Raw genomic sequence first — 25,611 nt, 5'->3', positions numbered from 1 at the left:
TCGATGGGTTCGGATGACGACATGTTCCGAATCTGGTCAGGTCCGGAAGGAAGCAGCCATAAGGAGCCTCTGTCGGGCATCCGGATCCATCGAGCGCACGGGCGCTTTTTGGTGCCGCGGCTACCCGCCAGTGCCGGCAGGGCGCTTGGTGTCTCGCTGGTCCTCGGCTTCGCCTGCGGGATCGCTCGACTACCAAGCGCCCTGCCGGCACTCGCGGGTAGCCGACCAAAACCGCCTGAAGGGTCACATTTATCTGATAATTGAATCCCTGGCATTATGCCGCTCGCTGGCGTTGCCAAAACATCGGCTGCTACATGCCTTGGGCGCTAGTGACCGTCGCTCTTACATCCGTGATGAGTTGCTTACGCATCTTCAAGGCTCGCCGTACTATCATGAATCAGATTGAAGAGAGATGATGATAGGGAGCGCCTTAATATGATTGAGCTGCTTAGGCGTTTTGGTGGTAAGTTTCGCCGGTATATGGTGGTTGGCCCTGCGTGTAAGCTGATCGAAGTGATCTTTGACCTGCTTACGCCGCTGGTGATTGCGCAGATGATCGATAAAGGTATTGGCGCACACGATGTCAACGCCGTCGTCCACTACGGTATGCTGCTTGGCGCCATGGCTGTGATCGGCATTTCGTTTACGCTCGTCTGCCAAAAGATGGCGGCGCTGACCTCGCAGGGCATGGGCACCGATATCCGTGGTGCGCTCTACCAGCACATCAACAAGCTGAGCTATGCCGAGCTTGACCGCTTTGGCACGCCGTCGCTCATCACCCGCATCACCAACGACGTCAACCAGGTCCAGCTTGCCGTGGCGTTGGGCGTGCGCATGCTCATCCGCTGGCCCTTCTTGGCGGTAGGCTCTATGTGCGCGGCCCTTGCCATCGACCTTAAGCTCGGCATGATCTTTTTGATTTGCACGCCCGCCATCGGCCTGGTGTTTTGGTTTGTCATGGCGCGCTGCATTCCGTATTACAGGCAGCTGCAGGCAAAGCTCGACCGCATCGCGCTTATCTGCCGCGAGGGGCTTTCGGGCGCCCGCGTTGTTCGCGCCTTTGTGCGTGAGGACCACGAGTGCGAGCGTTTTGCCCAAGCCGCCGATGACCAGGCCAATACTGCCATCGCGGTGGGCAAGCTCTCGTCGATTCTCAACCCCGTCACGTTTCTTGTGATGAACCTGGGCGTGTGTGCCATCCTGTGGGTGGGCGGCATCCAGGTCAACGTGGGCGAGCTCACGCAGGGTCAGGTCATGGCGTTCGTCAACTACATGACGCAGACCCTCACCTCCATCGTGTACGTCGCCAACCTGGTCGTGGTCTTTACCAAGGCGAGCGCCAGTGCGTCACGTATCAACGAGGTGCTCAATTGCGTGCCGTGCATCACCGACGAGGGCAATCAGTCGGTTGCGCTGCCCAAGCCGAGCGAACTGGCGGGTGGCGCTGTTCCGGTCCCCGCGCTGAACTTGAGCCATGCGAGCTTCTCCTTTGGCGCGGGCGCGGCAAATGCCGTCAACGATGTGACCCTGGAGCTCCCGCTGGGCAAGACGCTTGGCATTATCGGCGGTACGGGTAGCGGCAAGTCCACGCTCGTCTCGCTTATCCCGCGCCTGTACGATGCGAGCACCGGCAGCGTGAGTGTGATGGGCGCCGACGTGCGCACCTGGCCGCTCGACCAGCTGCGCCGTGTGGTCGCGACCGTTCCACAGCGTGCGTCGCTGGTGAGCGGCACCATCCGCAGCAACCTGACCTGGCGCGACGAGGCTGCGACCGACGAGGATCTCTGGGCGGCGCTCGACATGGCGCAGGCGAGCGAGTTCGTGCGCAACAAGCCGCAGGGGCTCGATACCCCGGTCGAGGCGGGCGGTAAGAACTTCAGCGGTGGCCAACGCCAGCGCCTGACCATCGCGCGCGCCCTGGTGGGCTCGCCTCAGATATTGATCATGGACGATTCTGCCTCGGCGCTCGACTTTAAGACCGACGCGGCGCTTCGCCATGCCATCCGCGAGCGCAGTGTGCGCGGTGCCGCCGAGGGCGGGCTGCCGCTCACGACCGTCATCGTGAGCCAACGTGTCTCGACCGTGCGCGACGCCGATATGATCTGCGTACTTGACCACGGTTCGGTCGCGGGCCTGGGCGCGCACGATGAGCTCTACACGACCTGCCAGCTCTACCGCGAGATTTGCCAGTCGCAGCTTCGCCGCGAGGAGCTCGAGGGTCAGCAGGGGAGCACGACGCCCGCGTCCGCTCCGACCGCCCCGCATCCGTCTGCGCAAAGGAGGGCTGCTAAATGAATCCGTACACTTCCTCCGGTTCGGTCGCCACGATGACGGCCAACGTGTCCGGTAACGATAACCTCAACGACCTGGGCGACGGTTCGCGCCAGCCCGGCGATCCCGAGCGCTATCCCGTGGGTGCGGTGACCCGCCGCCTGCTGGGCTATGTTCGCCCGCATCGCATTTCGTTTGTAGCGTCGTTTGTGAGTGCCGCCGTCTCGGTGATCTTGCAACTCTATACGTCCATTCTCATCGGCGAGGGCATCGACCTTATCGTCGCCGCCGGGCAGGTGGACTTCGACGCGCTGCTGCCGCTTGTTACCAAACTCGCGCTCGTCGTGGTGGGGGCCGCGGCCTTCCAGTGGCTACAGGGCTATTGCGTTAACCGCCTGTCCTACGAAACGGTGCGCGACATGCGCGTGGAGGCGAGCGATAAGCTCAGCCGTATGCCGCTCAGCTTTATCGACAGCCATGCCCACGGCGACCTTATGAGCCGCGTGGTCAACGACGTCGATCAGGTGGGCGACGGTCTGCTGCAGGGCTTTACGCAGCTCTTCACCGGTGTTATCACCATCGTGGGCACGCTCGCGTTTATGCTCTCCATTAACCTGACCATGACGCTCGTGGTGGTACTCGTCACGCCGCTTTCCATTTTTGCAGCTGGTGCTATTGCCAAGCTTTCCAACAAAAGCTTTACGGCACAGCAGCGTATTCAAGGGCAGCTCGGCGGTCATATCGAGGAGTACGTAGGCGAGCAAAAGCTTGTCGACGCCTTTGCCTATGGTCCCAACGCTCAGCAGCGCTTCGATGCCCTCAATGCCGAGCTCTACACCGCGGGCGAGCGCGCGCAGTTTATGGGTTCGCTCTCCAACCCCGGCACACGCTTTATCAATAACATCATCTATGCCGTGGTCGCTGTGATCGGCTGCGTGGGCGTGATCACGGGCGTGCCGGCGACGCTTACGGTGGGCGGCGTGCAGATTTTCCTGTCCTATGCTAACCAGTACACCAAGCCGTTCAACGAGGTCACCAACGTCATTACGCAGATCCAGACGGCGTATGCCTCGGCGCGCCGTATGTTTGCGCTGCTCGATGCGCGCGAGCAGGAGCCCGATGCGCCAGATGCCGTGGAACTTGCCGCACCGCAGGGCGAGGTCGCCCTTGAGCATGTGGACTTTAGCTACGTGCCCGACCGCAGGCTGCTGCAGGACATCTGCATCGAGGCTAAGCCCGGCATGCGCTTTGCCCTGGTCGGTCCTACGGGCTGTGGCAAGACGACGCTCATCAACCTGCTGCTGCGCTTTTACGACATCGATGCCGGACGCATCATGGTCGATGGCAGGTCTTCGCGTGACTACACGCGCGCAAGCCTGCGCCGCGCCTTTGGCATGGTGCTGCAGGATACGTGGCTGTTCGAGGGCACGGTGGCGGAAAACATCGCTTACGGTTGCCCCGATGTCACGCGCGAGCAGGTTATCGAGGCCGCCAAGCGCGCGCATGCACACAAGTTTATCGTGCAGCTGCCAGGCGGCTACGATACGGTCATCGGCGAGGACGGCGGCACGTTTAGCCAGGGTCAAAAACAGCTGCTGTGCATCGCGCGCGTCATGCTCACCGACCCGGCGATTCTGCTGCTGGACGAGGCGACCTCGAGCATCGATACCCGCACCGAGCTGCAGGTGCAGGCGGCATTCGGCGAGCTTATGGCCGGCCGCACAAGCTTTGTGGTGGCGCACCGCCTGTCGACGATCCGCAACGCCGACTGCATTCTGGTCATGCGCGACGGCCAGATTATCGAGCGCGGCACGCACGACGAGCTGCTAGCGGCAGGCGGCTTCTACGCCGAACTCTACCGCAGCCAGTTTGCCCAGTGAGCAAGCCCGTGGGGCAAATTAATCAATCGACAGACGGTGGTTTACATCTGTCACGTAAGTACTAAGATATTCATCTAATAAATTGCATTAGTGGCTTTAGTTTTGGGGGAAACGAGGCAACGTGACTATGACGTGCTCTTTGGTGGTTAACAGCAAGAGCGGTAATACCAGGATGGTTTCGGGCGCGATCAAGCGCGCTCTGCAGGCTGCGGGTGTTGATTTTGTCCATGCCGCGGCGTTGAGCGACGATGCGGATGCAGATCAGGTTGCGCTCGAGGCGCAGGGCGCCTGCGCGGCCGACACGGTGCTCGTCGGTTTTTGGTGCGACAAGGGCGCGTGCACGCCTTCGGTCGCGTCGTTGCTCTCCGCTTTGCACGGCAAGCGCGTCTTCCTGTTTGGCACCTGCGGCTTTGGGGCCGATCAGAGCTATTACCAGCAGATTATCGACCGCGTGACCTCCAATTTGGCTGGAGATGCCGAGCTTGCGGGCTGGGCGATGTGTCAGGGCAAGATGGGCCCTGCGGTCAAGCAGCGCTACGAGGCCATGCTCGAGCAAGATCCCGACAACGCCCGATTTAAGATGCTGCTCGACAACTGGGTTGCCGCAAAGGATCACCCCACCAAGGATGATCTGGACAACATGGCGGCGGCGGCCAAGAAGGCCGTGCTGGGCGAGTAGCTCCCATCGCTGACGGCGGTCGGTCCATCTTTCTAAATGAAACGTCCTCCCGGGCGTCGGGGCACGAAGTTCCCTGCTCTACAGTCCTGCGCAAGACGAAGGCCACATTAAGTGGCCTTCTTTGCGTGCGGAACTCGCGATGAACTTCGTGCCCCGCCGCCCGGGAGGACGCCTCTTTATTGATGGGAGGCCTGATAGGTCAATGGTTCCGTGCCCGGATGCGTCCAAAGTGGGACGGGCTTTCCGGATGGGCAGGCTTTCGAAAAATGCGTCCCGGAATTTGCCTTTGGAATGGGACGTAGTTTCCCGTTGAGGTGCTTTGCGGAAAGTGCATCCCACTCTGGGCGGTCGAAGTGGGACACACTTTCCCAAAGGCGCTCCAACGGGAAATTGCGTCCCATTATTCGGTCAAGAAATGGGATGCAGTTTCCCGATGAGGCACTCGACGGAAAATACATCCCAGAAATGGCCTTTGAACTGGGATAAGATTTCCGCGGCATCTCGGATTCTCAAAAATGAGACACGCCGTTGGCGAAAATGAGACACGTGATATCGGGCATCGGATGTATCATTTGCAAAAATGAGTCCACTCCACTCGAATAAAGCGAGGTCCCTCATGTACGTTCCGCACCCCCGTATCCGTAGGCTGTCGAAAATCCCGCTTGTTGGGACGGCGGCGCTTGCTGCGTTGATCGCCACGAGCGTCGCCTGCTTCACGGCCACGCCCCAGGTTGCCCAGGCGGCAGACGCGCCCGCAATCACCGATATGACCGAGCAGGATTATCAAGCCCTGGGTCTGGGCACGAGCGAGGACATTCCGGCCGATACCGTTGGCCCCTATTCCACTGATACCCCCACGACGTTTGCCACGCGCAGCGAGGTCTATATGGCAGCTAACGGTAGCCATGGCAATCGCTACACTCTGCGCGACAAGCTCGAGAACGTCGAGCGCGGTGACATTGGCGGCAGCAGCAAACTCACCGATGGCTATGGAAGTGTGTGGGGCGCCGCAAAGTTCTGGTAAAACGTCAACAACTTCGATACGAACAGCGATCTCTACAAGCATAGCGACTACGGTGGCGGCACCTGGTCGTACCTAAGCAACAATGAGTCCTCAACAGTACTCGCCAACGACAACAACGGTTTCTCGGGCATTCACGCCACGAGTGTTGAGTTCTGCAGCGACGCCAGCACGGGCAAAAAGAGCCGCGTTGCCGAGCTCCGTGCCTACGGCGACAGTTCCTCCACGACGATTGACGGCAAGTCATACGCCGGAAAGGTTGAGCTGGTCCTCTACTCGTTTAGCAACGGGCGCACGCGCACTCTCGACACACACCTGCCGGTGACGGTCAACACTAATATGATGTACGAAGGCCGTTTTAAGTACCTGGATGCCGGTTACCTGCAAGAGCACGACGCCGTCTTTGATGTCGAGGCGGGCGATGTCGATGGCGACGGCGTCGACGAGCTTTTTGTCTACGCGGGCTGCTATGTCGACGAGAACGGCGTGCGCAAGGCTGTAGTCGACATGTATGACTTGGAGGGCGGCAACTGGAAGCAAAGCGTCGTCAAGATCGATGCCGGTAACGCCGCGGACTACACCACGCACAACAAGGGCGGGAACGACTCCTGGACGCAGCTTCAGTCAGCTCCTGTCGTTTCGCTAGCGGCCGGCGACCTCGATCGCGATTTTTGCGATGACCTCGCCATCGTGGTCTCGGCACCCTACGGCAAGAAGAATATTGATAAGTCGACGCATTGCGAGCTGTTTTCGTGGGATGCATCCAAGGGTGCGCTCGTCCATGTCGATGCTCTGGGCGACGCGGGCGCAATCTCCCTCTCCGCGAACGGCAAGACCATGGTCGCTGCGAATGCGACGTTCGGCACGTTTGCCGCCTACGATGAAGAAGGAAAGAAGACGGGTGAAACCGTCACGGGCCTTATTCTTGCGGGCTATGACTGGCAACGCAGCGCTTTTGATTACGGCGCTTCTGACGGCAGCAAGGGGCTGTACGGCGCGCTGTACCGCTACGCGTATTTTGACTCGGAGTCTGGCGAGTTCAAGCTTTCCGATTGTAAGGAATACAGAGACGGGCTCCTCGCCTCCTATGGGCTGATGCATGTGCCCAACAGCGCATGGAAGGATAGCGCTCAGGATAAGCGCTATCCGTGCACCTTGGCGCCTATTGCCCTTGCCACTGCCAACCTTGACGGCCTGTCCGAGCAGCTGGCGGTTGACGAGGTGCTCGTGGGCGGCGATGTGTTCCGCGACTTTGCCTGCAACACGGCACAGAGCGGGGCTCAGGGCTTGGGGTCCATGGTCGGAACCATGAGCATGAGCGGTCAGCAATACAACAGCAGCAACAAGCATGACCACAAGGGTATAGAACAGGTGTGGATCAGCGACGTCAAGGCGGGCAGCGTCTCGGGTTCGGACCGCTATAACGAGAGCTTTATCGCCGTGGTGGGCAAGCATCGCGACGAGGACCTGCGCAAGAACGATGACTACTATTGGATGACCGCCTCGCATTTTTCGCTCGACGAGAACGGAAAGGTGCGCCGCGGCGAGGAGCAGGTGATTAGCGAGAGCAACCGTCGCGGCACTACCTACGGCACATTTATCTCGCTCGCGCTGCCCGATGTCGACAACGACAGCGTCAAGATCACGTACAAGGACCGCTACAAGGTCTATACCAACCCGCGCGTGCTTGCCGTGCTGCAGGATGCGCCCTATGTTGAGGATCTGGAGCAGGCATACGGCTATCTGGTGTTGGGCGGCACGTCATACGGAGAGGAAAAGGGCACGGGGACATCCCAGGGCTATACCATTGGCGCCGAGTTGGGCGTTGCCGTCGAGGTGCAGACCGGTCCGCCCCTGGTCGCGATGAATGCTTCAGTCGATTTTGCCGCCGAGGGATGCTATGACTATCGGAGCGAGCGCACGGTCAGCGCAAGCGTAAGCTATGAGTCGCATGCCGGCGAGGGTGACAAGGCCGTGCTCTACACGATTCCGATGGTCTATTACGAGTATGAGATCGAAAATGAGGAAACTGGTGGCAAGGGCGTGATGGCGGCGCCCGTGTCGCTCGGCGCGCAGACCTCGGTCGTTAATGTCGAGGCCTATGACCGCATTGCCAAACAGCACAATATGACGCCGCTCAGCTACTTTTTGACCAACCGGTCGGGAGAACCCGGAACCTATCAAACGACGCTCAACGGCGAGACTCCCGTTGGGGATTCCTTTGGCCTGGGCAAGCCTGGCGTAACGCGTGCCTACACGCACGATGGGTTTAACGGCGCCGCCGCGCAGTCGGGGGCGAGCATTGAGCAGACCATCGAAGTCGAGGAGGGCAAGGAGCAGGAGCTCGAGCTCGGCTTGACGCTGAACGGCAGCGTTGTCATGGGCGCGAAGCTCGCAAAGCACGAGTTGTTTGGCGGCCTGTGCTTTGGTGCCAACGCCGGCTTTACTACGGGTAACTCCTCGAGTGAATCGACCGAATACGGCGGCACCGTCGACAACCTGCCCGAGGCCGCGCAGGGCAAGTACGGTTTTGTGTGGCGTCTGGGCGTCAACGCGGTGGATGTCGACAAGTTCGAGGCAGACTCGGGCGACAAGCTCGGCACCAAGGACACCGACCAGTTCTGGATCGTGGGCTATGACGTTAAGGACGTCGAGATGCCCGACGCGCCGGCCGTGACGGGCTTTACGGCAAACGCCGTCGATTCGACCAGCGTTACGTTTAGCTGGGACGATGTACTCGCAAACAAGAGTGGCTTTAGCTACGGCGTGGGCATGCTGCAGAGCAATGCGGCGGATGCGGTCGTCAATAGCTGGAAGATTGCCGACAACACGCAGACCTCGCTCAAGTGGGATGGGCTGCAGCCCAATACGGAGTATCGATTCGCCATCGCCGCCGTTAAGAATGGATCCACGACCGAAACAGGTATTCGCTCGGCAATCATCACGGTCAAGACCATGCCCGATGGCATGACGATGACCGTGAGCGGACCTGCGGCGGATGCTGCGGAGGGGTCGGATCTTGGATACGACTCTTCGGTTGAGCGCACGGCGGGAAGCCACCTGACGCTCTCGGCGATTGGCCATGTGAAGCAACTCGGTGCCGACGATAGCGAAACAGGGCTGGCACCGACCTATATGTGGTACCGCAAGGGCCGCGGCGAGACAGAGTTTAAGCTCGTGGGTGCCGATGGCAACCTCGCGGCTGGAACGGCCTCAAAGCTCGAGATTGACCTGACCGCAGACGATGACGGTGCGCAGTATTACTGCCACGTGGGATACAACGACGTGGGCCTCGACACCGGCACGACGCTCGTGAATATCGAGGCCGAGGAGACGGCGCTCACAACGGTGAACGCCACCCCGATCCGCACGCGCCGCCTGTTCTCACAGGCAAGTGCGGGCGCCAAGAAGTTCCTGGACCATACGCTGGTAAACACCGCCGGCCCAACCGATTCCGAAGGCTCAAAGGACCCCGAGACTCCTGAGACCCCGACGAACCCGGACAAGCCCAAGTCCGACAACGGAGCTAAGACCGACACCAAGGTCAAGACTACGACCACAGCGAAGAACCTCGCAAACACCGGCGACCAAACATTCGCCCTAGTCGCCACCGCAGCAGCAGCGGGAGCAACGCTCGTAGTGATAGCCCTCATCATGCTGATCAAGCGCCGCAAGACCCACTAGTAGCCAGTCGAACATATCGACAACCCAAAAACCCGGGTAGCCAAAAACAGGCCACCCGGGTTTTCTGTTGAGTGGAGACTCCGCAAGCGGAAACTGCGTCCCATAATTAGGCCGAGAAATGGGATGAACTTTCCCAATGAGAGCCAACCGGAAACCACGTCCCAGAATCAGCCCCCAAAGTGGGACGCACTTTCCCAACGAGCCTCAACCGGAAAATACATCCCGGAATCCAGCTGAATAGTGGGACACACTTTCCCAATCGGGTCCCAAGCGGAAACTGCATCCCATTCCGGACGTGAATTCTGGGACACGGTTTCCGGATGCAAAAAGGCCACATGACGTGGCCTTCAACTTATATATGTTCAGCAGATGCCCCCATGACAAGCCGCGTTTCAACACCGAGGCGTCTGCCCGGCGGCACGGAACGTAAGGTTCATCGCGAGTTCCGCACGAGCCGGAGAGCACTTAATGTGCTCTCCGTGCGAGCAGGACTGTCCGAGCAGGGAACCTTACGTTCCGCGCCGCCGGGCAGACGAACCAGTTAAGACGCGCCGTTACTTGATCTTGGTCGTACCCGGTGCCAGGTTGGGGTCGGTCTCGTTGGCCTCGGTCTGGAAGTGCTCGGTGTACACGTTCTTGCCGTCGCGGAACATCTCGTAGTACTGCATCTTGGCGTAATCCTCGCGCGCCTTGGTGGCGGCTGCTGCGGCGGCGTCGTCGCCGGTGACGTTGGAGGAGAGCGCCCAGCGCAGGCTGGCGTCCTCGTAGCCCACGGAGTTGATGGCGGGCAGCGACTCGCGCAGCGTCATGTGCGCTTTCTGGTAGTCGGTCAGCGGGGCACCGATCAGCTGCATAAGCTGCGTGGACAGGTAGTTGGTGGACAGGTCGTCGACCTCGCTCGTCTGGTCGCAGCCGGCAACGTCGTAGTTGGCCCAGATGATGTAGTCGGTCTGCCACAGACGTTCCTGGTGCGTGGCGTCGTCTTCGCCGGTAAACCACTTGTCGTTGAACTTGGACGGGAAGAACGGCTGGTGATCGCCCCAGAACACCACGACCACCTTGCGGTCGAGCTTGCTCAGGGCGTTGAGGAAGTAACGCAGCGCCTGGTCGGACTGCTCAATGCACGAGACATACTCGTCGACATCGGACAGCGTGCCGTCCTCGATGGTCTTGGTATCCAGATCGGTCGTGTCGATGTTCAGGTGCATCTGCTTGTCGACCGGCAGTAGACCCGTATCGTAGCCCGAGTGGTTCTGCATGGTCACGTCGAAGATAAACTGCGGATCGGCGTTCTGGTCGAGCAGCTCAAGAATCTTGTCGTAGGTAGCCTGGTCGGTCACCATGCCGCGCAGGGTGTCGGCTCCCTGGAAGTCGTTGATGGACAGGAACTGGTCAAAGCCAAAGTCCTTGTAGACGTTCTCGCGGTTCCAGTTGGTTGCGTGGTTGGGGTGCATGGCCGTGGTGGAATATCCGAGCGACTTGAACTGCTCTGCCAGATTCCCGGTCGTTTCCATGTTGTAGATGGTGTAGGGGTACACGCCCGAGCCCAGGTTGGCCATGGAGTTGCCGGTCATAAACTCAAACTCGGTATTGGCGGTGCCGCCGCCGTAGGCGCTCACGTAGAGCTTGCCGCGGCTGAGGCAGTTAGACAGGCTCTTAAAGTACTGCGGGCCCTCGTAGCCGGCGCGCATGTTCTGGTAGATCGACAGGTCGGAGAACGTCTCGTTCATGATGGCGATGACCGTGGGCTTCTCGCTATCGAACTGCTCCTTTGCGGCGGCGCGCTCGTCGCTCTTGGCCGCGTCGGACTTGTCGTAGGCCTTGGCGTACTTTTTGAGCGTGGCCTTGGCATCGTCGACGGAGTAGTCGGCGGGTTTGGGCGGCTTGATGGACTGCGCTGCACTAATAAAGGCGGGCAGGTAGCCCTCGCGCCAGTAGCTCTCGAGCGGGCGCCAGGTGTAGACGGTGATGCCGAGGGTGTTGTAGTAGTCGATGAGCGTGACATGCGCGGTCACGCCGCCCAGGCACAGTACGGCGACGAGCAGGTTGGTGAGCAGCATGCGCTTGGCGTTGGCGGCGCCCTTCTGACGGTGCGGTGCCACCAGGCCGGCGTACTCACACAGCAGCATGGCGATGGCGGTAAAGCCCATGGACAGCACGCAGAACAGTGAGATCGAGAAGGTGTAGCCGGTGCCGGCGACCGCGGCGGCGGTGGAGATGGCCGAAAGGTCGCCCGGCTGGATGGGCATGGATTTAAACGTGATGACGAAGAACTCGGCAATGCCCAGGACAAAGAGGGCAAAGGCCAGGACCGCGGGAGCTACGCCGTGGCGCTGGAACAGGAAGAACAGGCCGACCATGAGCACGGTGATGATGGCCCACTCGAGCAGGATGCACAGGGGGTAGACCCAGGTAAAGTCGTGGTTGGACGAGACCTCCATGCCCAGCAGCGCAAAGACGCCGGCGAGCAGCAGGCACAGGACGGCGGCGACGAGTGGTTTGCCCACAAAGGCGCCGCGCAGGCGGGCGAGCTTGCCGGTGGGGGCGGGGGCGTCGGGCTTGGCGAACGCAAAGACGCGCGGGGCGATGCGGTCGCGTGCGATGCTGGCCCAAGCGCAGCCGGTGAGGATGGCGTTGGTCAGGATGAGCATCACAAAGGCGAGCGGCTCGTTTTGGGCGACGAGGCCAATGGCGCCCCAAATGGTCAAAAAGAGCTGGAACAGGCCGAAGGCGACGCTCCACCCAAGAGCGCTTTTGGCAACGGTGCCCGACTGAGCGCAAATGGCCTTGGCCTCGCGCAAGACAAGGTAGACGGTCGCCGCAAGACCGACGAGCGAGATGGCGGCAGCGAACATGCTGAGACTCCTCACAAACTAAAACGTACGAAAGCGGAGGTTTACCCGATTGTTACCAAGATATGCGCTGCAATTGGTGGCTGCGCACAACAACCAGCCATATTAACGCGCACGTGTGGCGGTGTGGCGCAATGTAGTGGCGGCCTGCGCGATAATGGACGGGAATTACACGGAAACGTAAAGGCTTCTTAAAGAATTAGCGAGGATAGAGCTATGGGCGAGCAGGTTTGTATGACGGGCACCGAGTACTGCGGCGGAGCTGTGGGCGTGGACGCGGGCGGCTATCCGGTCGAGACTACGGGCAACGCGGCGCTGGACATCTTGGAACACCGCTCGTCCACGCGTGCCTTCGCGCGTGATGACGACGACCGTCCCGTGGCGGTGACCGACGAGCAGCGGGCGGCGATCTTGCATGCGGCGAGCCGCGCGCCGTCGGCGGGCGCCATGATGATGTATTCCATCGTGAGCGTCCGCGAGCGGGCAACGCTCGACCGCCTGGCCGACCTGTGCGACCACCAGCCCATGATCGCCAAGGCGCCCTGGGCACTTATATTTGTGGTCGACTATGCCAAGTGGATCGATCTGTTTGAGCACGTGGGCTGCTTTGAGCCCGAGTTTGTCGAGCGTACGGGCAAGGCGCCCCGCCGCGCGCCGGGTCTGGGCGACTTTGCCATCGCGGCTCAGGATGCCGTGATCGCCGCGCAAAACGCCGTGGTTGCCGCCGAGGCCCTGGGGCTGGGGAGCTGCTATATCGGCGACATCGTCGAGAACGCCGAGGAAGTTGCCGCGCTGCTCGATCTGCCGCCCTATACCATGCCGCTGTCGATGCTCATCATCGGCACGCCCCGTAAGGAGCGCCCGGCAATCGCGCACCCCGTGGTGAACCTGGTGCACGAGGAGCGCTACTGCCGTGCGGATGCCGCGACTATGGATGCGCAGGTGGCCGAGATGGATGCGATGTTTCGCCCGCACGCCCGCGAGGTGGGGGAGCGCGTCGTGGATATCTACACCCGCAAGCACACGAGCCCCTTTATGGCCGAGATGAGCCGCTCCATGGAGTGGTGGTTCAAAAACTGGCTCGGAAAATGACGAATGTGACAAGGGGATAGTCCCTTTGTCACACTTCATATCGCCGCGGTAGCCTAAAGACTGTATAAATCTTTATCTAGCTGGGAAAACAGTGCATTAAAACATGGGCCGATTACCTATAATCCCTTCGAACATTAAAGTTGGGAGGAAACCGGCTTATGGAACAAAAGGCCAAGGAGGCAGCCTCGCACGCTGCGATTCCTGTGAGCATCTCGGCGATGCTCGTCACGCTAGGCGTGGTGTACGGCGATATCGGCACCAGCCCCATGTATGTAACCAAGGCGCTCGTTGCCGGCAACGGCGGCATCGGAAGCGTCACGGAGGAGTTCGTGCTCGGCGCGCTCTCCCTTGTCGTGTGGACGGTCACGTTGCTGACCACCATCAAGTATGTGCTCATCTCGCTGCGCGCCGATAACCATGGTGAGGGCGGCATCTTTGCCCTGTACAGCCTGGTCAGGCGCTGCGGCAAGTGGCTTATCATCCCCGCCATGCTGGGTGGCGCCGCGTTGCTCGCCGACGGCATCCTGACGCCGGCCGTTACCGTTACCACGGCCATCGAGGGCCTGCGCACTATCCCGGCGGTTCATGCCGTGCTGGGCGATGACCAGGGCCGCGTCGTCGCCATTACGCTCGCCATCATCATCGTGCTCTTCTTGGTACAGCGCATCGGTACGGCCAAGATCGGTCACGCCTTTGGCCCCATCATGACGCTGTGGTTCCTATTCCTGGGCGGCACGGGTCTGTTCTTTGTCTTACAGCACCCCGCCGTGCTGCTGTGCCTCAACCCGCTCCGCGGCATCGCCTTTTTGTTGAGCCCCAACAACCACGCGGGCATCATGATTCTGGGCAGCTGCTTCCTCGCCACCACCGGTGCCGAGGCGCTCTACTCCGACATGGGCCACGTCGGCCGCGGCAATATCTACGCTACCTGGCCGTTCGTTAAGTGCTGCCTGCTGCTGTCCTATATGGGCCAGGGCGCTTGGCTTATGAACAACGCTGCCAACCCCGAGCTCATGGGCATTGCCGATCTCAACCCGTTCTACCAGATGCTCGCCCCGGGCCTGCGCCCGTTTGCCGTCGGCCTTTCCACCGTCGCGGCCATCATTGCCTCGCAGGCGCTCATCACCGGTGCATTCTCGCTGGTGTCCGAGGCCAGCCGTCTGGACCTCATGCCGCACATGCAGGTCTTCTACCCTGCCGAGACCAAGGGCCAGCTCTACATCCCCATGGTCAACAATGTCATGCTTGTCGGCTGCGTCATTGTGGTGCTGCTGTTCCAGAACTCGGCGCATATGGAAGCCGCCTACGGCCTTGCCATTACGCTGACTATGATGTGCACCACGCTGCTGCTCTTCTTCTATCTGCACGAGGAGCGTAAGCTCAAGGTTGCTCCGTGGATCTTCGCAGCCTTCTTCCTTTTGCTCGAAGGCTTCTTCTTCGTGAGCTCGCTCACCAAGTTCTTCCACGGCGGCTACTTCACCATCCTCATGGCTGCACTCATCATGGGCATTATGGTGTGCTGGTACAACGGTACGGCTGTTGAGCAGCGCCAGTTTACGCTGCTGCCGCTGCGCAGCTACCTGCCGCAGCTCAAGCGCCTGCGCGATGACGATCGCTACGAGCGCCTGAGCGACAACATCGTGTACCTGACCAAGGACACCCATACCGACTACATCGACCGTGATATCGTCTACTCGATTCTGGACAAGCATCCCAAGCGCGCTCGCGCCTGGTGGTTCGTGAATGTCGAGACCATGGACGAGCCGCATACCTTTGCCTATTCGGTCGAGACGTTCGGCACTGACTACGTGTTCCGCGTGCATCTGTACCTGGGCTACAAGATTAACCAGCGCGTCAATGCCTATCTGCGTCAGGTCGTTCAGGACCTGGCTGCCACCGGCGAGCTGCCGCCGCAGACGCATGACTACTCGGTCTACAAGGATCCGGGTAACATCGGTACGTTCAAGTTCGTCCTGATCCGTAAGCTTCTGGCGCCCGAAAGCGATGTGGAGCCCAGCGAGCGTACGGCCATCACGCTCAAGTACATCATCCGCCGCGCCGCCGGCACGCCCGCACGCTGGTACGGCCTGGAGAACTCCAACGTGAGCTTTGAGTACGTGCCGCTGTTCACCAAGTTTAAGGCCGTGAACAAGATGCAGCGCCTGGCTCCCAACGAGCGGCCGTAGTCGACGCTCGAGGTTTGTCTGCGAACGGGCGGGCTTGTATTGACGGGGATTGAGTCCTGGGAGGAAACCATGGATGCAAAGGTGCTTGACGGTTGCGATCTTGCGACCGAGCTGGTGCGCGAGGCACGCGCCGATGCCGCCGAAGATCGGTTCTTTACGAATCGGGCCAACATGGATATGGCCGACCGCGTGATCTCGATTGTGGCACTGGTATTTGGAGCAGTGTGCGTGTGTGCCCTACTCGCGCACGTGCTGTTTGTCTAGCGACCGCCGGTTGCAAAGGCTATACACTTGGAACCACCACAAGGGAAACCACCACAAAGGTGCCTGTCCCTTTGTGGTGGTTTTTGTTTTTGAGAGAGGGGCGGGGCGCTGATGGACGTCCGTACGGACGGCGATATTGCCGATAGCTTTTGGTGGCGGCGCACAACGCTGACGCGCCGCACTCCTCTGTATGACGCCTGCGTGTCGGTGGGGCTGTTGGTGGCGGCGACGATTGTGGGCGCGCTGCTCGACCATCCGGGTCTCGCGCCGAGCATCATGATCGTCTATGTGTTCGCCGTGCAGCTGTGCGCATTCTTTACCTGGAGTCGCCTGTATTGCTTGCTGAGCTCGGCTGCCGCCGTGGCGCTCTACAACTTCTTGTTTGTCGACCCGCGCTACTCGCTGTCGCTTATCGACCGCGGCTATCCCGGCATGTTCTTCATCATGTTTGTGGTCTCGCTTGTATCGAGCTCGATTGCGTTAGCCCTGCGCCGGGCCTTGGCGCAGGCTGCCGCCAGCGACCGTCGCACGCATATGGTGCTCGAGACCAACCGCATGCTGCAGCGCTGCGCCGACGAGCAGCAGATCGTTCACGCCATGGCCACGCAGCTGGCGCGTCTTTCGGGCTGTCCGGTCGTGTGGTACAGCGCCGACGCCGAGGGCGATGACCTGCTGCCGCGTTCGACATACACGGCCGTGGGCGATGCTGCACCGGTGCACGAACTGGCGCCGCAGATGCCGCCGCGGCTCTCGGCGTCCGCCTATGTGGGAACGCCGCTCGACGCCACGTTTGGCGGCTCGGCGTTTTATGGCATCTACCTGACGGTTCGCACAGGCGACGGCTTCGCGCGCTCGGGCGACCCCGCCTCGGTGGTGGGCGTGCTGGCTATCGTTGCCGAGCCCGACGTGCTGACGCACGAGGAGCGAACACTTGCCGATGCCATCGTGAGCGAAGGCGAGCTGGCACTTGATCGCGCTCGCGCCATGGAGGCCCGCGAGGAGGCGGCGGTGCTTGCAAAAAACGAGCAGCTGCGCGCCAACCTACTGCGCTCCATCTCGCACGATCTGCGTACGCCGCTCACCAGTATTTCGGGCAATGCCGACGTGCTGCTCGACCAGGGCTCGACCGGCACCGCGGTGCTCGATGCCCAGACGCGCCGCGGCCTGCTTCTATCCATTCGCTCGGATGCGCTGTGGCTCAACGCCACCGTCGAGAATCTGCTCGCCATCACCAAGCTCGAGGGTGGCGGTATGCGCCTGTCGACCACGCTCGAGCTCATGGACGATATCGTCGAGGAGGCGCTGCGCCACGTAAATCCGGCCGTGCGCGAGCACGACCTTAAGGTGGTGGCGTGCGATGAGCCGGCGCTCGTCAACGTCGATGCGCGCCTGATGGTGCAGCTGGTGGTCAATCTGGTGAACAACGCCATCACCTATACGCCCGCGGGTTCGCATATCGTGATTTCGATTAGCGTCGACGATGGACGCGTGGCGTGCTCGGTGGCCGATGATGGTCCGGGCATCGCACCCGAGGATCGCGAGCGGATCTTTGAGTCGTTCTATACCGCCAACCATGGTCTGGCCGACAGCCACCGCAGCGTTGGCCTGGGTCTTTCGCTCTGCCGTTCCATTGCGTTGGCACATGGCGGTAGCATAGAGGTTGCCGCGGCGGACCCGCACGGCTCGGTCTTTACGATTGAGCTTCCTGCCGCCGACGTTTCGTTTGATAAGGAGTAGCGCTGTGCCGAACTCTGCCGTAAAACCGCTCATCTTGGTCGTTGAGGACGACCCCGCCGTCCGCAATCTTATTGTTGCCGCGCTCGAGGCGCACGGCTTGCGCCATATGGCTGTGGAGACCGCCCATGCCGCTATCGCCGCCGCCTCGTCGCAGACGCCGAGCATTGTGCTGCTCGATCTGGGCCTGCCCGATATGGACGGCGTCAAGGTGGTGGAGTCGGTGCGCGCATGGTCGGGCATGCCGATTATCGTGGTCTCGGCGCGCAGCGAGGACGCGGACAAAATCCGCGCGCTCGATGCCGGTGCCGACGACTACCTGACCAAGCCGTTTTCGGTCGAGGAACTGCTCGCGCGCATTCGCACGACGCTCAGGCGCCTTTCGTATGCGCAGACGGGCGGCGTTGTCTCCGAGGGCTCGTTCGATACCGGTGAGCTGCATATCGATTTTGATGCCGGCATCGCCACGATGGATGGCGAGGAACTGCATCTGACGCCGATCGAGTATAAGCTCCTGTGCCTGCTGGCGCATAACGCCGACAAGGTACTGACGCACCAGTTTATCCTGCACGAGATTTGGGGCACGGCAACTAAGAGCGACCTGGCGAGCCTGCGCGTCTTTATGGGCACGCTGCGCAAGAAGATCGAGTCCGACCCCGCGCATCCGCGCTATATCCAGACGCACGTGGGTATTGGTTACCGATTGGTCATCCAGGGATAGGTCGGCATCCGCCATCCCAATATGAGTTGCGGTGAAATACGGTCTAAATTTGCCTAATTCCAGGCAAAACAGTCCGTATTCCACCGCAACTTTGTCTATTTGTCCTTGGGCTTGCTGGCGTAGAACTTCTTCTTTTTGGGCTTGCCTGAGCAGGCAGGCTTGTCGTCGCAGTGCGGTCCTCGGTCACCGGTCTGCGCGTGCGCGGGCGCCGTTGCGCGAGGCTTGCGCGCCTCGGGGTTGCGCAGCTCCTCGGTTCGCTCGGCAATCTCCTCGGCGCTAAAGCCGACCTCGGCCATGGCGTCCTCGATGGGCAGGCGGCGCACGATATAGCAATGGTGCACCTTCTGGTTGCGCGCGAAGTCCTCTGGGATGGTTTGCGCCGTAATGTTCTCCAGCACGACGCCCGCGCGCGCGAGCTTGCGCGTCTCGGGGCGGAAGCCACGCAGGTTGCAGCTAAAGATGGCGTGGCCGCCCTGTGCGAGCAGGCGCGATACGCCGGCCAAAAGCTCAACATGGTCGCGCTGGACATCCCAGGTGCGGCGGCCCATCTTGGACGAGTTCGAGAACGTGGGCGGGTCGACAAAGATCAGGTCCCAGCGGTTGCGCGTCTGGCGCTGGTCACGAATCCAGGCGAGCACGTCGTCGCGCACAAAGTGATGCTGCGGCCCCACAAAGCCGTTCTGGCGCATGTTGCGCTCGGCCCAGTCCAAGTAGGTGTTGGAAAGGTCGACCGTCACGGTCTCCTCGACGCCGCCGTCGGCTGCGTAGCAGGTGGCGGTGCCGGTGTAGGCGAACAGGTTGAGGAAGCGGCGCGCCTGCTTGGCGTGCTCGCGCACCAGGTTGCGGGTGACGCGGTGGTCCAGGAAGATGCCCACATCCAGATAGTCGTCAAAGTTGACGGCAAAGGTGAGGCCGCCCTCTTCGATGAGCGGCAGACGACGGCGTGCGATATTGGCGCGCTCGCCCGACGCGCCCTTGCCGGCACCCTGCTTGCCGTACTGAGAGCCACCGCGCGAACGCATGCGGGCCTTGGCGTGCACGTGCTCGGCCGGAACATCAAGGATGCGCGGCGCGATGGCCAGAATGTCGAGCATACGGGCCTGGGCCAGTGCGGGGTCGATGGTCTTGGGCGCGGCGTATTCGGCGATGACGAGCCAGCGGCCCGGCGTCTGCGGGCAGCCTTCGTACAGGTCGATGGCGGCGGAGTAGTCGGGTAGGTCGGCATCGTAGACGCGGTAGCAGCTCACGCCCTCGCGCTTTGCCCACTTGCGACGCAGACGGGCATTCTTGCGCAGGCGGTTGGCGAACTGCTCCGACTCGGGGATGAGCACGGGCAGCGGCTTGCCGTCGCCCAGGTCGAGCGTGGCAGCAGGTTCGGGCATGGCGGAAGCGGCGGCTTCATCGTTGGTTTCGTTGGCATCCGTAACCTCGGCCTCGGTATCCGCGCTGGTCGCAGCCTCAAACGCTGCGGCGGCATGGTCGAGCGAAGGCCAGACCTCAATAGCTGCTTCCTCGTTGTTGGGCATGACGGCAATCGAGCGCTCGGGCTCGGCGTGGAGCGCGCGGGCCAGCAATCCGTCGCGGGTGAGCGCGGCGACCGGTGCCGCGGCAAGCTCGGGCGCGCGGCGCAGCTCACCGACCAGCGTCATGGCGTCGTGCATGAGCGAAAGCGGTGTCTCGGTCGTATCCGCGACCACGGCGGCACCGGCGACGGCGCCCGCGTGGTCCAGTACGGTGGCGGACTTGGCGGCGCAGAAATCGACAAAGCGCTTGTGGCCAGCGCTCTTGACCATGCGCTCGGCAGTCTTGCGGGCGGCGGGGTCGATGTCTGCGGCCACGATGCGCGCCTGGCGCTCGCGCGCTGCCGCCTCGCGCGAGCGCGCCTCGGCAAGCAGCTGCTCCCACAGGGCGGCGTCGTGCAGCTGCCAGCCCTCAAAGCCCCAGCGCTCGCGTGCGGCGCCCGGGGCGCGGTCAGTCAGGATATTCACGGCCTCCAGCAGCAGGCCGCCGCCGGCGCACGAGGCGTCGATCAGCGTGGGCAGAGCTTCGTTCTCGTAATCATCGGCCGTCAGCTCGCGCTCGCATAGCGCGGTCCAGCTGACTTGCGCCAGCACCAGGGCGGCGTAGTCGGGGCGCAGCACGTGCGCGCCCTCGCTGGCGCGGGCCGCTGCGGGCGGCAGGCGTTTGAACAGCGGGTCGCCCGAAAGGTCCAGGCTGATGCTCGCGCGACGCTGACGCAGCGAAAGCAGTAGGTGAACATCGGGGTCGGCGGCATCGACGTCGGCACGACGTCCCGTGGTCTCGGCCAGGCGGTCGCACAGCGCGTCTTTGGCGCGCAGGGCCGAGAAGCGCGTGTTGCGCAGCTGCTCGGTCACGCCGCGGGCGGTGATGGCGATGGTGGCGCCGGGGCGGACGATGCTCTCCCAGGCGATGTCGTAAACGCTATCGTACAGTTCATCGGTATCCTGCGCCTCAAAGCGCCCGAGTACCACGAACACACGGCTCGCCAGGCGCGACCACAGACAGGCGCGGTAGCCTTCTTCGAGCTCGCCCTCAAATGTAGCGCGGCCCTTCAGCCGGCGAACATGCGAAAGCCCGAGGCGTTTAAGCTCATCGGCGAGTGCGGACTCAAAGCCCTCGGGGCAGCTTGCGTAAAATTCCATGGGTGACCTCTCTGGTTGCGTCGCTCCATTATATGATGGATGCTTCGTTTGCCCTTATCCTCGAAAGGAACCCATATGATTGATGCGTGTCCCGAACCCGCTGTGCTCTTTTTTGACGTGGACGGCACGCTGACGTCGTTCGATCCCGACAACATGACCGACAAGGACTTTTCGGCGGTTCGCCCCTCGCAGGCGGTCGTCGAGGCGTTTCATCGCCTGCGCAATGCGGGTCACCAGGCATTTATCTGCACGGGTCGTCCCTTGTGGCTGATCGCCGATGGCCTGCGCGCGCTCGACCCCGCGGGCGTCGTTGCCATGGCGGGAGCGACGCTCGAGGTCGAGGGCCGCGTGGTGCATGAGGACTGCTTTGACGAGCACGTTATCGAGGAGCTTGCACGCCGTATGGCCGCGGCAGGGATTGAGGCCTTTTTCGAGACCAACGTGGCTACTTTTGCCTTGGAACCTGCGGGTGTTGAGCAGTCGTCTCTGATCGGCACTTCTGTGGTGCACAGCGCCGAGGAGATGCGCGTCGACGGCAGTCTGCGCGTGGGCAAGGTATGCCTCAATGTGCCCAGTTTGGCTCGCGTAGCCAATGATGACGGCTTTATCGATCGCGAGTTTGAGCTGTGCAACACCGGTGGCCAGAATCGCGAGCTGAGCCCCAAGGGCATCAACAAGGGCGTGGGCGTGGCGCGAGCGCTGACGTATCTGGGCCGCGAGGGAAATGCGCGCACCTTTGGCTTTGGCGATTCGGGCAACGACCTGGGCATGCTCGCCGCCGTCGAGACGGCCGTGGCCATGGGTAATGCCATGCCCGAGGTCAAGGCGGTCGCCGACTACGTGACCGACGATGTCGCACACGACGGTACCGTCACAGCGATGCAGCATTTCGGCCTCATCTAATGAATCCCGCGTTCTGACGTTTGCTCAAACTGCGACTCTTTGCTTTTGCATGCTCAATCGATTTATCAATCCAAACACTGAGGTGTTTATACCGTTCGCCGAGAAGATAAAAAACCGCAGCTCACGCCTTGATAAACGTAGGTAAAGTGTTTAGCAGTTTAACGCCCGTGTGCAAGCGAAAGGAATCAGGCAGATGGCAATCAAGGTGTTCGCTGACGGTGCAAACCTCGAGGGCATGCTCGACATGTACGAGAACGGCAACGTTCAGGGTTTCACGACCAACCCGTCCCTTATGAAGAAGGGCGGCGTGACGGATTACCGCGCGTTTGCCAAGGAGGTCCTGGCCCACATCACCGATGTGTCCGTCTCGTTTGAGGTCTTTGCCGACGACGTCGAGACCATGGAGGTCGAGGCCCGCGAGATCGCTACCTGGGCCGAGAACGTCTACGTCAAGATTCCGTGCGTGACCACCAAGGGCGAGTCCACCGCCGAGCTGGTCCGCAAGCTTTCCGCCGACGGCATCAAGGTCAACGTCACTACCATCTTTACGCCTACGCAGGTCGATGAGATGGTCGAGGCCGTTGACACCGAGACGCCGTCCATCATCTCGCTCTTTGCCGGCCGCATCGCCGATACCGGCGTCGACCCCATTCCGTTTATGACGGAGTCGGTCAAGAAGGCCGCCGCAAAGCCCAACTGCGAGGTCCTGTGGGCGTCCACGCGCGAGCTCATTAACATTTACCAGGCAGAAGCCTGCGGTTGCCAGATCATCACGGTGCCCAACAGCATCCTGGCCAAGCGCAAGAACATCGGTCGCGACCCGTACGAGGTCTCGCTCGACACCGTCCGCGGCTTTGCCAAGGATATCGCCGCTTTGGGCTTCCATATTCTGCCGTAACGCGAACACTGGCTACGCCGCGGGCTGCTCGCCCCGGCCTTTCCTTTCCCTATCGCTCACGCGCTTCGCGAGGGTCGCGCTAGGCAAAGGAAAGGCCGGGGCTGCCGACACGAGCTTGCCAGCAAGTTGGCGCTTGGCTTCCATATCCTGCCGTGGGCAAAGGTACCCCCGCCTGCGCCGTGCAAAATTGAGAGTATTCAGCAAGGTAAAGGCTTTACCAGCTAGATAAAGCACGGAACGGCCCCCGTTTTGGCTCTGACGACGCTAAAACGGGGGCTGTTTTTTGCTTTTTCGTCTCTGAGGGGCATCCGGAACGGTGGAATTTGCAGAATACTCGCGATTTTGCACATCGCTACAGGGGGTACCTTTGCTTTGGCGGTTTACTTGCCCTGCACCATGGTGAGCGAGATCTTCTTGCGGTCGCGATCGACCTTTTCGACCCACACCTTGACCGTGTCACCGACGCGCACGACGTCGCTGGGGTGGTTGACAAAGCGGTTGGCCAGCTTAGAGATATGTACGAGGCCGTCCTGGTGCACTCCCACGTCGACGAAGGCGCCAAAGTCGACGACGTTGCGCACCGTGCCCTTGAGCTCCATGCCGGGCTCCAGGTCGTCGATGGAAAGCGCCGAGCGGCTAAAGACCACCTCGGGCGCGTCATCGCGCGGGTCGCGGCCGGGCTTCTTGAGCTCGTTGACAATGTCGATGAGCGTGAGGGTGCCGCAGTTCAGATCGCTAGCCAGCGTTGAGATGCTGCCCAGACGGCGCTCGATGTCGGGCACGCCGCCGCGGCTGAGCTCGCTGGCTTTAACGCCGGCGCGTTCCAAGACGGACGTGGCCACCTCGTAGCTTTCGGGGTGGACGCTCGTTGCGTCGAGCGGGTTCTTACCGCCGCTAATTCGCAAAAAGCCTGCAGCGTTGAGATATGCCTTGGGTCCCAGCTTGGGGACCTTCTTGAGCTGGCGGCGATCGGTGAAGGCGCCGTTTTCCTCGCGGAAAGCCACGATGTTCTTGGCCACGCTCGGCGTGATGCCCGAAACGTATCCCAGCAGGCTCGCGCTCGCGGTGTTGACGTCGACGCCCACGCGGTTGACGACGTCCTCCACCACGTGGCCCAGGGTGCGCGAGAGCTCGGCCTGGTCAAGGTCGTGCTGGTACTGGCCCACGCCGATGGACTGGGGCGGAATCTTGACGAGCTCTGCCAGTGGGTCCTGCAGGCGGCGGCCCAGGCTCATGGCGCCGCGCACGGTGACGTCCAGGTCGGGATACTCCTGGCTCGCGAGCTCGGAGGCGGAGTACACCGACGCGCCGGCCTCGTTAACAATGGTGTATCGCAGCCCAGGCGCCTGCTCGGCAATGAACTCCGAGACGACTTCCTCGGTCTCGCGGCTGGCGGTGCCGTTGCCGATGACGATGGTGTTGACGCCGTCCTTTTTGACGAGGCGGGCGAGCTCGCGCTTGGTGCCGGCGACGTCGTGGCGCGGCTTGGTGGGGTAGACCACGCCGTGGTCGAGTAGCTTGCCGGTCTCGTCCATGACGGCGACCTTGCAGCCGGTGCGGTAGCCCGGATCGAGCGCGAGCACGCGGGCGCCGCGCACAGGGCGCGCCGAGAGCAGGCCCTCGAGATTCTTGGCAAAGACATTGATGGCCTCGGTCTGCGCACGGACGGTGAGTTTGGCGCGGGCCTCGCGCTCCAGCGAGGGGGCCATGAGGCGCTTGTAGCCGTCGGCGATGGCGGCGTCAAAGACGGGCGCGAAGACGCCCTGGCGTCGGGGCCAACGGCTGCCGAGGCGTGCCGTGGCGGCGGCGCCGTCGACGTTCACGCGCACGCGGAGCTTGCCCTCGCGCTCGCCGCGGTCGATAGCCAGCACGCGGTGGTTGGGTATACGGCGCAGCGGCTCATCATAGTTGTAGTAGGGCTCGTAGGGAGTCTTTTCGGCGGGGTCGGTGGCCTCGACGACGATGTCGGCGGTGTTTTGCGTAAAGGCGCGCAGGTCGGCGACGTTCTCGGGGTCTTCGGCCACCGTCTCAGCCACGATGTCCGCCGCGCCGGCGAGCGCCTTCTCGGGCGTGTCGAAGCCGGCTTCCTCGTTGACGTAGGCCGCGGCGGTGTCGAGCGCGCTGCCCTTGGCCGAGGCCTGCATGATGATCATGTTGGCAAGCGGCTCCAGGCCTGCCTCGCGGGCCTTCTGTGCGCGGGTCATGCGCTTTTTGCGGTAGGGCTTGTAGAGGTCCTCGACACGCTGGAGCTGCGTGGCCTCTCGAATCTGCTGCTCGAGTTCGGGCGTGAGTTTGCCCTGGGCGTCGATGAGCAGAACGACGTCCTCTTTACGCTGCTCAAGATTGCGCAGGTAGGACAGGCGCTCGTCGAGTGCGCGCAGGGCGACGTCGTCCATGCCGCCCGTGGCTTCCTTGCGGTAGCGCGAGATAAAGGGGATGGTGTTGCCCTCGTCGATGAGCTTGACGGCCGCCTCGACGTTGGCGGCCTTAAGGTTGAGCTCGCGGGCGAGCTGGGCGATAAGATCCATGAAACTCCTTGCGGTAAAGGTGCGTTTGCAGCACAGAGCTACCAAGGATACCACCCGTCCCAAAAGACTGTTTTGGGCCGTGCCACGAAAATGACCTATCTACTACGTTTAACCCGTATGGGTCGACCATCCCCCGGTTTTCCGAAAATACGCAAGCCGTCTACCTGCACTGATAATTGTTCTCGGGGGAAGCGGGCACTGCGGGGCGCGGCAACGGCGCGCGATTTCCGCGTCG

15 protein-coding genes and 1 other RNA gene are annotated in these 25,611 nt (G+C 61.8%); 13 read left to right on the top strand and 3 right to left on the bottom strand.

Annotated features, from left to right (window positions below):
- The 6 genes from ffs to ACESWY_RS06805 all read left to right on the top strand — a co-directional run bounded on the left by ffs (position 1) and on the right by ACESWY_RS06805 (position 9,535).
- An RNA gene (gene ffs / locus ACESWY_RS06830) (signal recognition particle sRNA small type) lies at positions 1 to 96 on the top strand.
- Positions 97 to 435: 339 nt separating this feature from the next.
- A complete protein-coding gene (locus ACESWY_RS06825; protein WP_373093494.1) occupies positions 436 to 2,295 on the top strand; it encodes an ABC transporter ATP-binding protein in 1,860 nt (619 codons plus the stop codon).
- Positions 2,292 to 4,151 (top strand): ABC transporter ATP-binding protein, encoded by a 1,860-nt coding sequence (locus ACESWY_RS06820; protein WP_373093492.1) that lies wholly within the window; start codon positions 2,292 to 2,294, stop codon positions 4,149 to 4,151. The genes ACESWY_RS06825 and ACESWY_RS06820 overlap by 4 nt, the downstream gene beginning before the upstream one ends.
- A 127-nt stretch (positions 4,152 to 4,278) precedes the next feature.
- Positions 4,279 to 4,830: a flavodoxin family protein BilS gene (gene bilS, locus ACESWY_RS06815; protein WP_373093490.1), complete on the top strand. Its 552-nt coding sequence runs from the start codon at positions 4,279 to 4,281 to the stop codon at positions 4,828 to 4,830.
- Positions 4,831 to 5,446: 616 nt separating this feature from the next.
- Positions 5,447 to 5,854 carry a hypothetical protein gene (locus ACESWY_RS06810; protein ID WP_373093488.1) on the top strand — a complete coding sequence of 136 codons (408 nt, stop codon included), beginning with the start codon at positions 5,447 to 5,449 and terminating at the stop codon, positions 5,852 to 5,854.
- A 336-nt stretch (positions 5,855 to 6,190) separates the two neighbouring features.
- Positions 6,191 to 9,535, top strand: a complete 3,345-nt coding sequence (locus ACESWY_RS06805; RefSeq protein ID WP_373093486.1) for a fibronectin type III domain-containing protein — start codon at positions 6,191 to 6,193, stop codon at positions 9,533 to 9,535.
- A 554-nt stretch (positions 9,536 to 10,089) separates the two neighbouring features.
- Here ACESWY_RS06805 and ACESWY_RS06800 read toward each other — a convergent pair.
- Positions 10,090 to 12,390: an LTA synthase family protein gene (locus ACESWY_RS06800; protein WP_373093484.1), complete on the bottom strand. Its 2,301-nt coding sequence runs from the start codon at positions 12,388 to 12,390 to the stop codon at positions 10,090 to 10,092.
- Positions 12,391 to 12,603: 213 nt separating this feature from the next.
- Between ACESWY_RS06800 and ACESWY_RS06795 the strand changes: the two genes are divergently transcribed.
- The 5 genes from ACESWY_RS06795 (at position 12,604) to ACESWY_RS06775 (ending at position 18,384) form a co-directional block, all read left to right on the top strand.
- Positions 12,604 to 13,479, top strand: a complete 876-nt coding sequence (locus ACESWY_RS06795; RefSeq protein WP_138375137.1) for a nitroreductase family protein — start codon at positions 12,604 to 12,606, stop codon at positions 13,477 to 13,479.
- A 158-nt stretch (positions 13,480 to 13,637) separates the two neighbouring features.
- On the top strand, positions 13,638 to 15,665 hold the full coding sequence (locus ACESWY_RS06790) for a KUP/HAK/KT family potassium transporter (RefSeq protein ID WP_368135510.1): 2,028 nt from the start codon (positions 13,638 to 13,640) through the stop codon (positions 15,663 to 15,665).
- A gap of 69 nt (positions 15,666 to 15,734) precedes the next feature.
- Positions 15,735 to 15,929, top strand: coding sequence for a hypothetical protein (locus ACESWY_RS06785; RefSeq protein ID WP_195544510.1), 195 nt, complete (start codon positions 15,735 to 15,737; stop codon positions 15,927 to 15,929).
- A gap of 111 nt (positions 15,930 to 16,040) precedes the next feature.
- Entirely contained in the window at positions 16,041 to 17,666 is a 1,626-nt protein-coding gene (locus ACESWY_RS06780) for an ATP-binding protein (RefSeq protein ID WP_373093482.1), read from the top strand.
- Between the two features lie 4 nt (positions 17,667 to 17,670).
- Positions 17,671 to 18,384 (top strand): response regulator, encoded by a 714-nt coding sequence (locus ACESWY_RS06775; RefSeq protein ID WP_138113523.1) that lies wholly within the window; start codon positions 17,671 to 17,673, stop codon positions 18,382 to 18,384.
- Between the two features lie 95 nt (positions 18,385 to 18,479).
- Here the strand turns inward: ACESWY_RS06775 and rlmKL are convergent, their stop codons facing one another.
- Positions 18,480 to 21,047 carry a bifunctional 23S rRNA (guanine(2069)-N(7))-methyltransferase RlmK/23S rRNA (guanine(2445)-N(2))-methyltransferase RlmL gene (gene rlmKL / locus ACESWY_RS06770; protein WP_373093481.1) on the bottom strand — a complete coding sequence of 856 codons (2,568 nt, stop codon included), beginning with the start codon at positions 21,045 to 21,047 and terminating at the stop codon, positions 18,480 to 18,482.
- A gap of 75 nt (positions 21,048 to 21,122) precedes the next feature.
- On the opposite strand from rlmKL, the gene ACESWY_RS06765 reads away from it, so the two are divergent.
- A complete protein-coding gene (locus ACESWY_RS06765; RefSeq protein ID WP_055286282.1) occupies positions 21,123 to 21,950 on the top strand; it encodes an HAD-IIB family hydrolase in 828 nt (275 codons plus the stop codon).
- A gap of 193 nt (positions 21,951 to 22,143) precedes the next feature.
- On the top strand, positions 22,144 to 22,848 hold the full coding sequence (locus ACESWY_RS06760) for a transaldolase (protein ID WP_055286284.1): 705 nt from the start codon (positions 22,144 to 22,146) through the stop codon (positions 22,846 to 22,848).
- Positions 22,849 to 23,228: 380 nt separating this feature from the next.
- Here the strand turns inward: ACESWY_RS06760 and ACESWY_RS06755 are convergent, their stop codons facing one another.
- Positions 23,229 to 25,376, bottom strand: a complete 2,148-nt coding sequence (locus ACESWY_RS06755) for a Tex family protein (protein WP_373093478.1) — start codon at positions 25,374 to 25,376, stop codon at positions 23,229 to 23,231.
- Positions 25,377 to 25,611 lie beyond the last annotated feature (235 nt).

The organism is Collinsella aerofaciens ATCC 25986, assembly GCF_964237925.1.
GTDB lineage: Bacteria > Actinomycetota > Coriobacteriia > Coriobacteriales > Coriobacteriaceae > Collinsella > Collinsella aerofaciens_BJ.
This window is presented reverse-complemented; position numbering and strand designations above follow the sequence as displayed.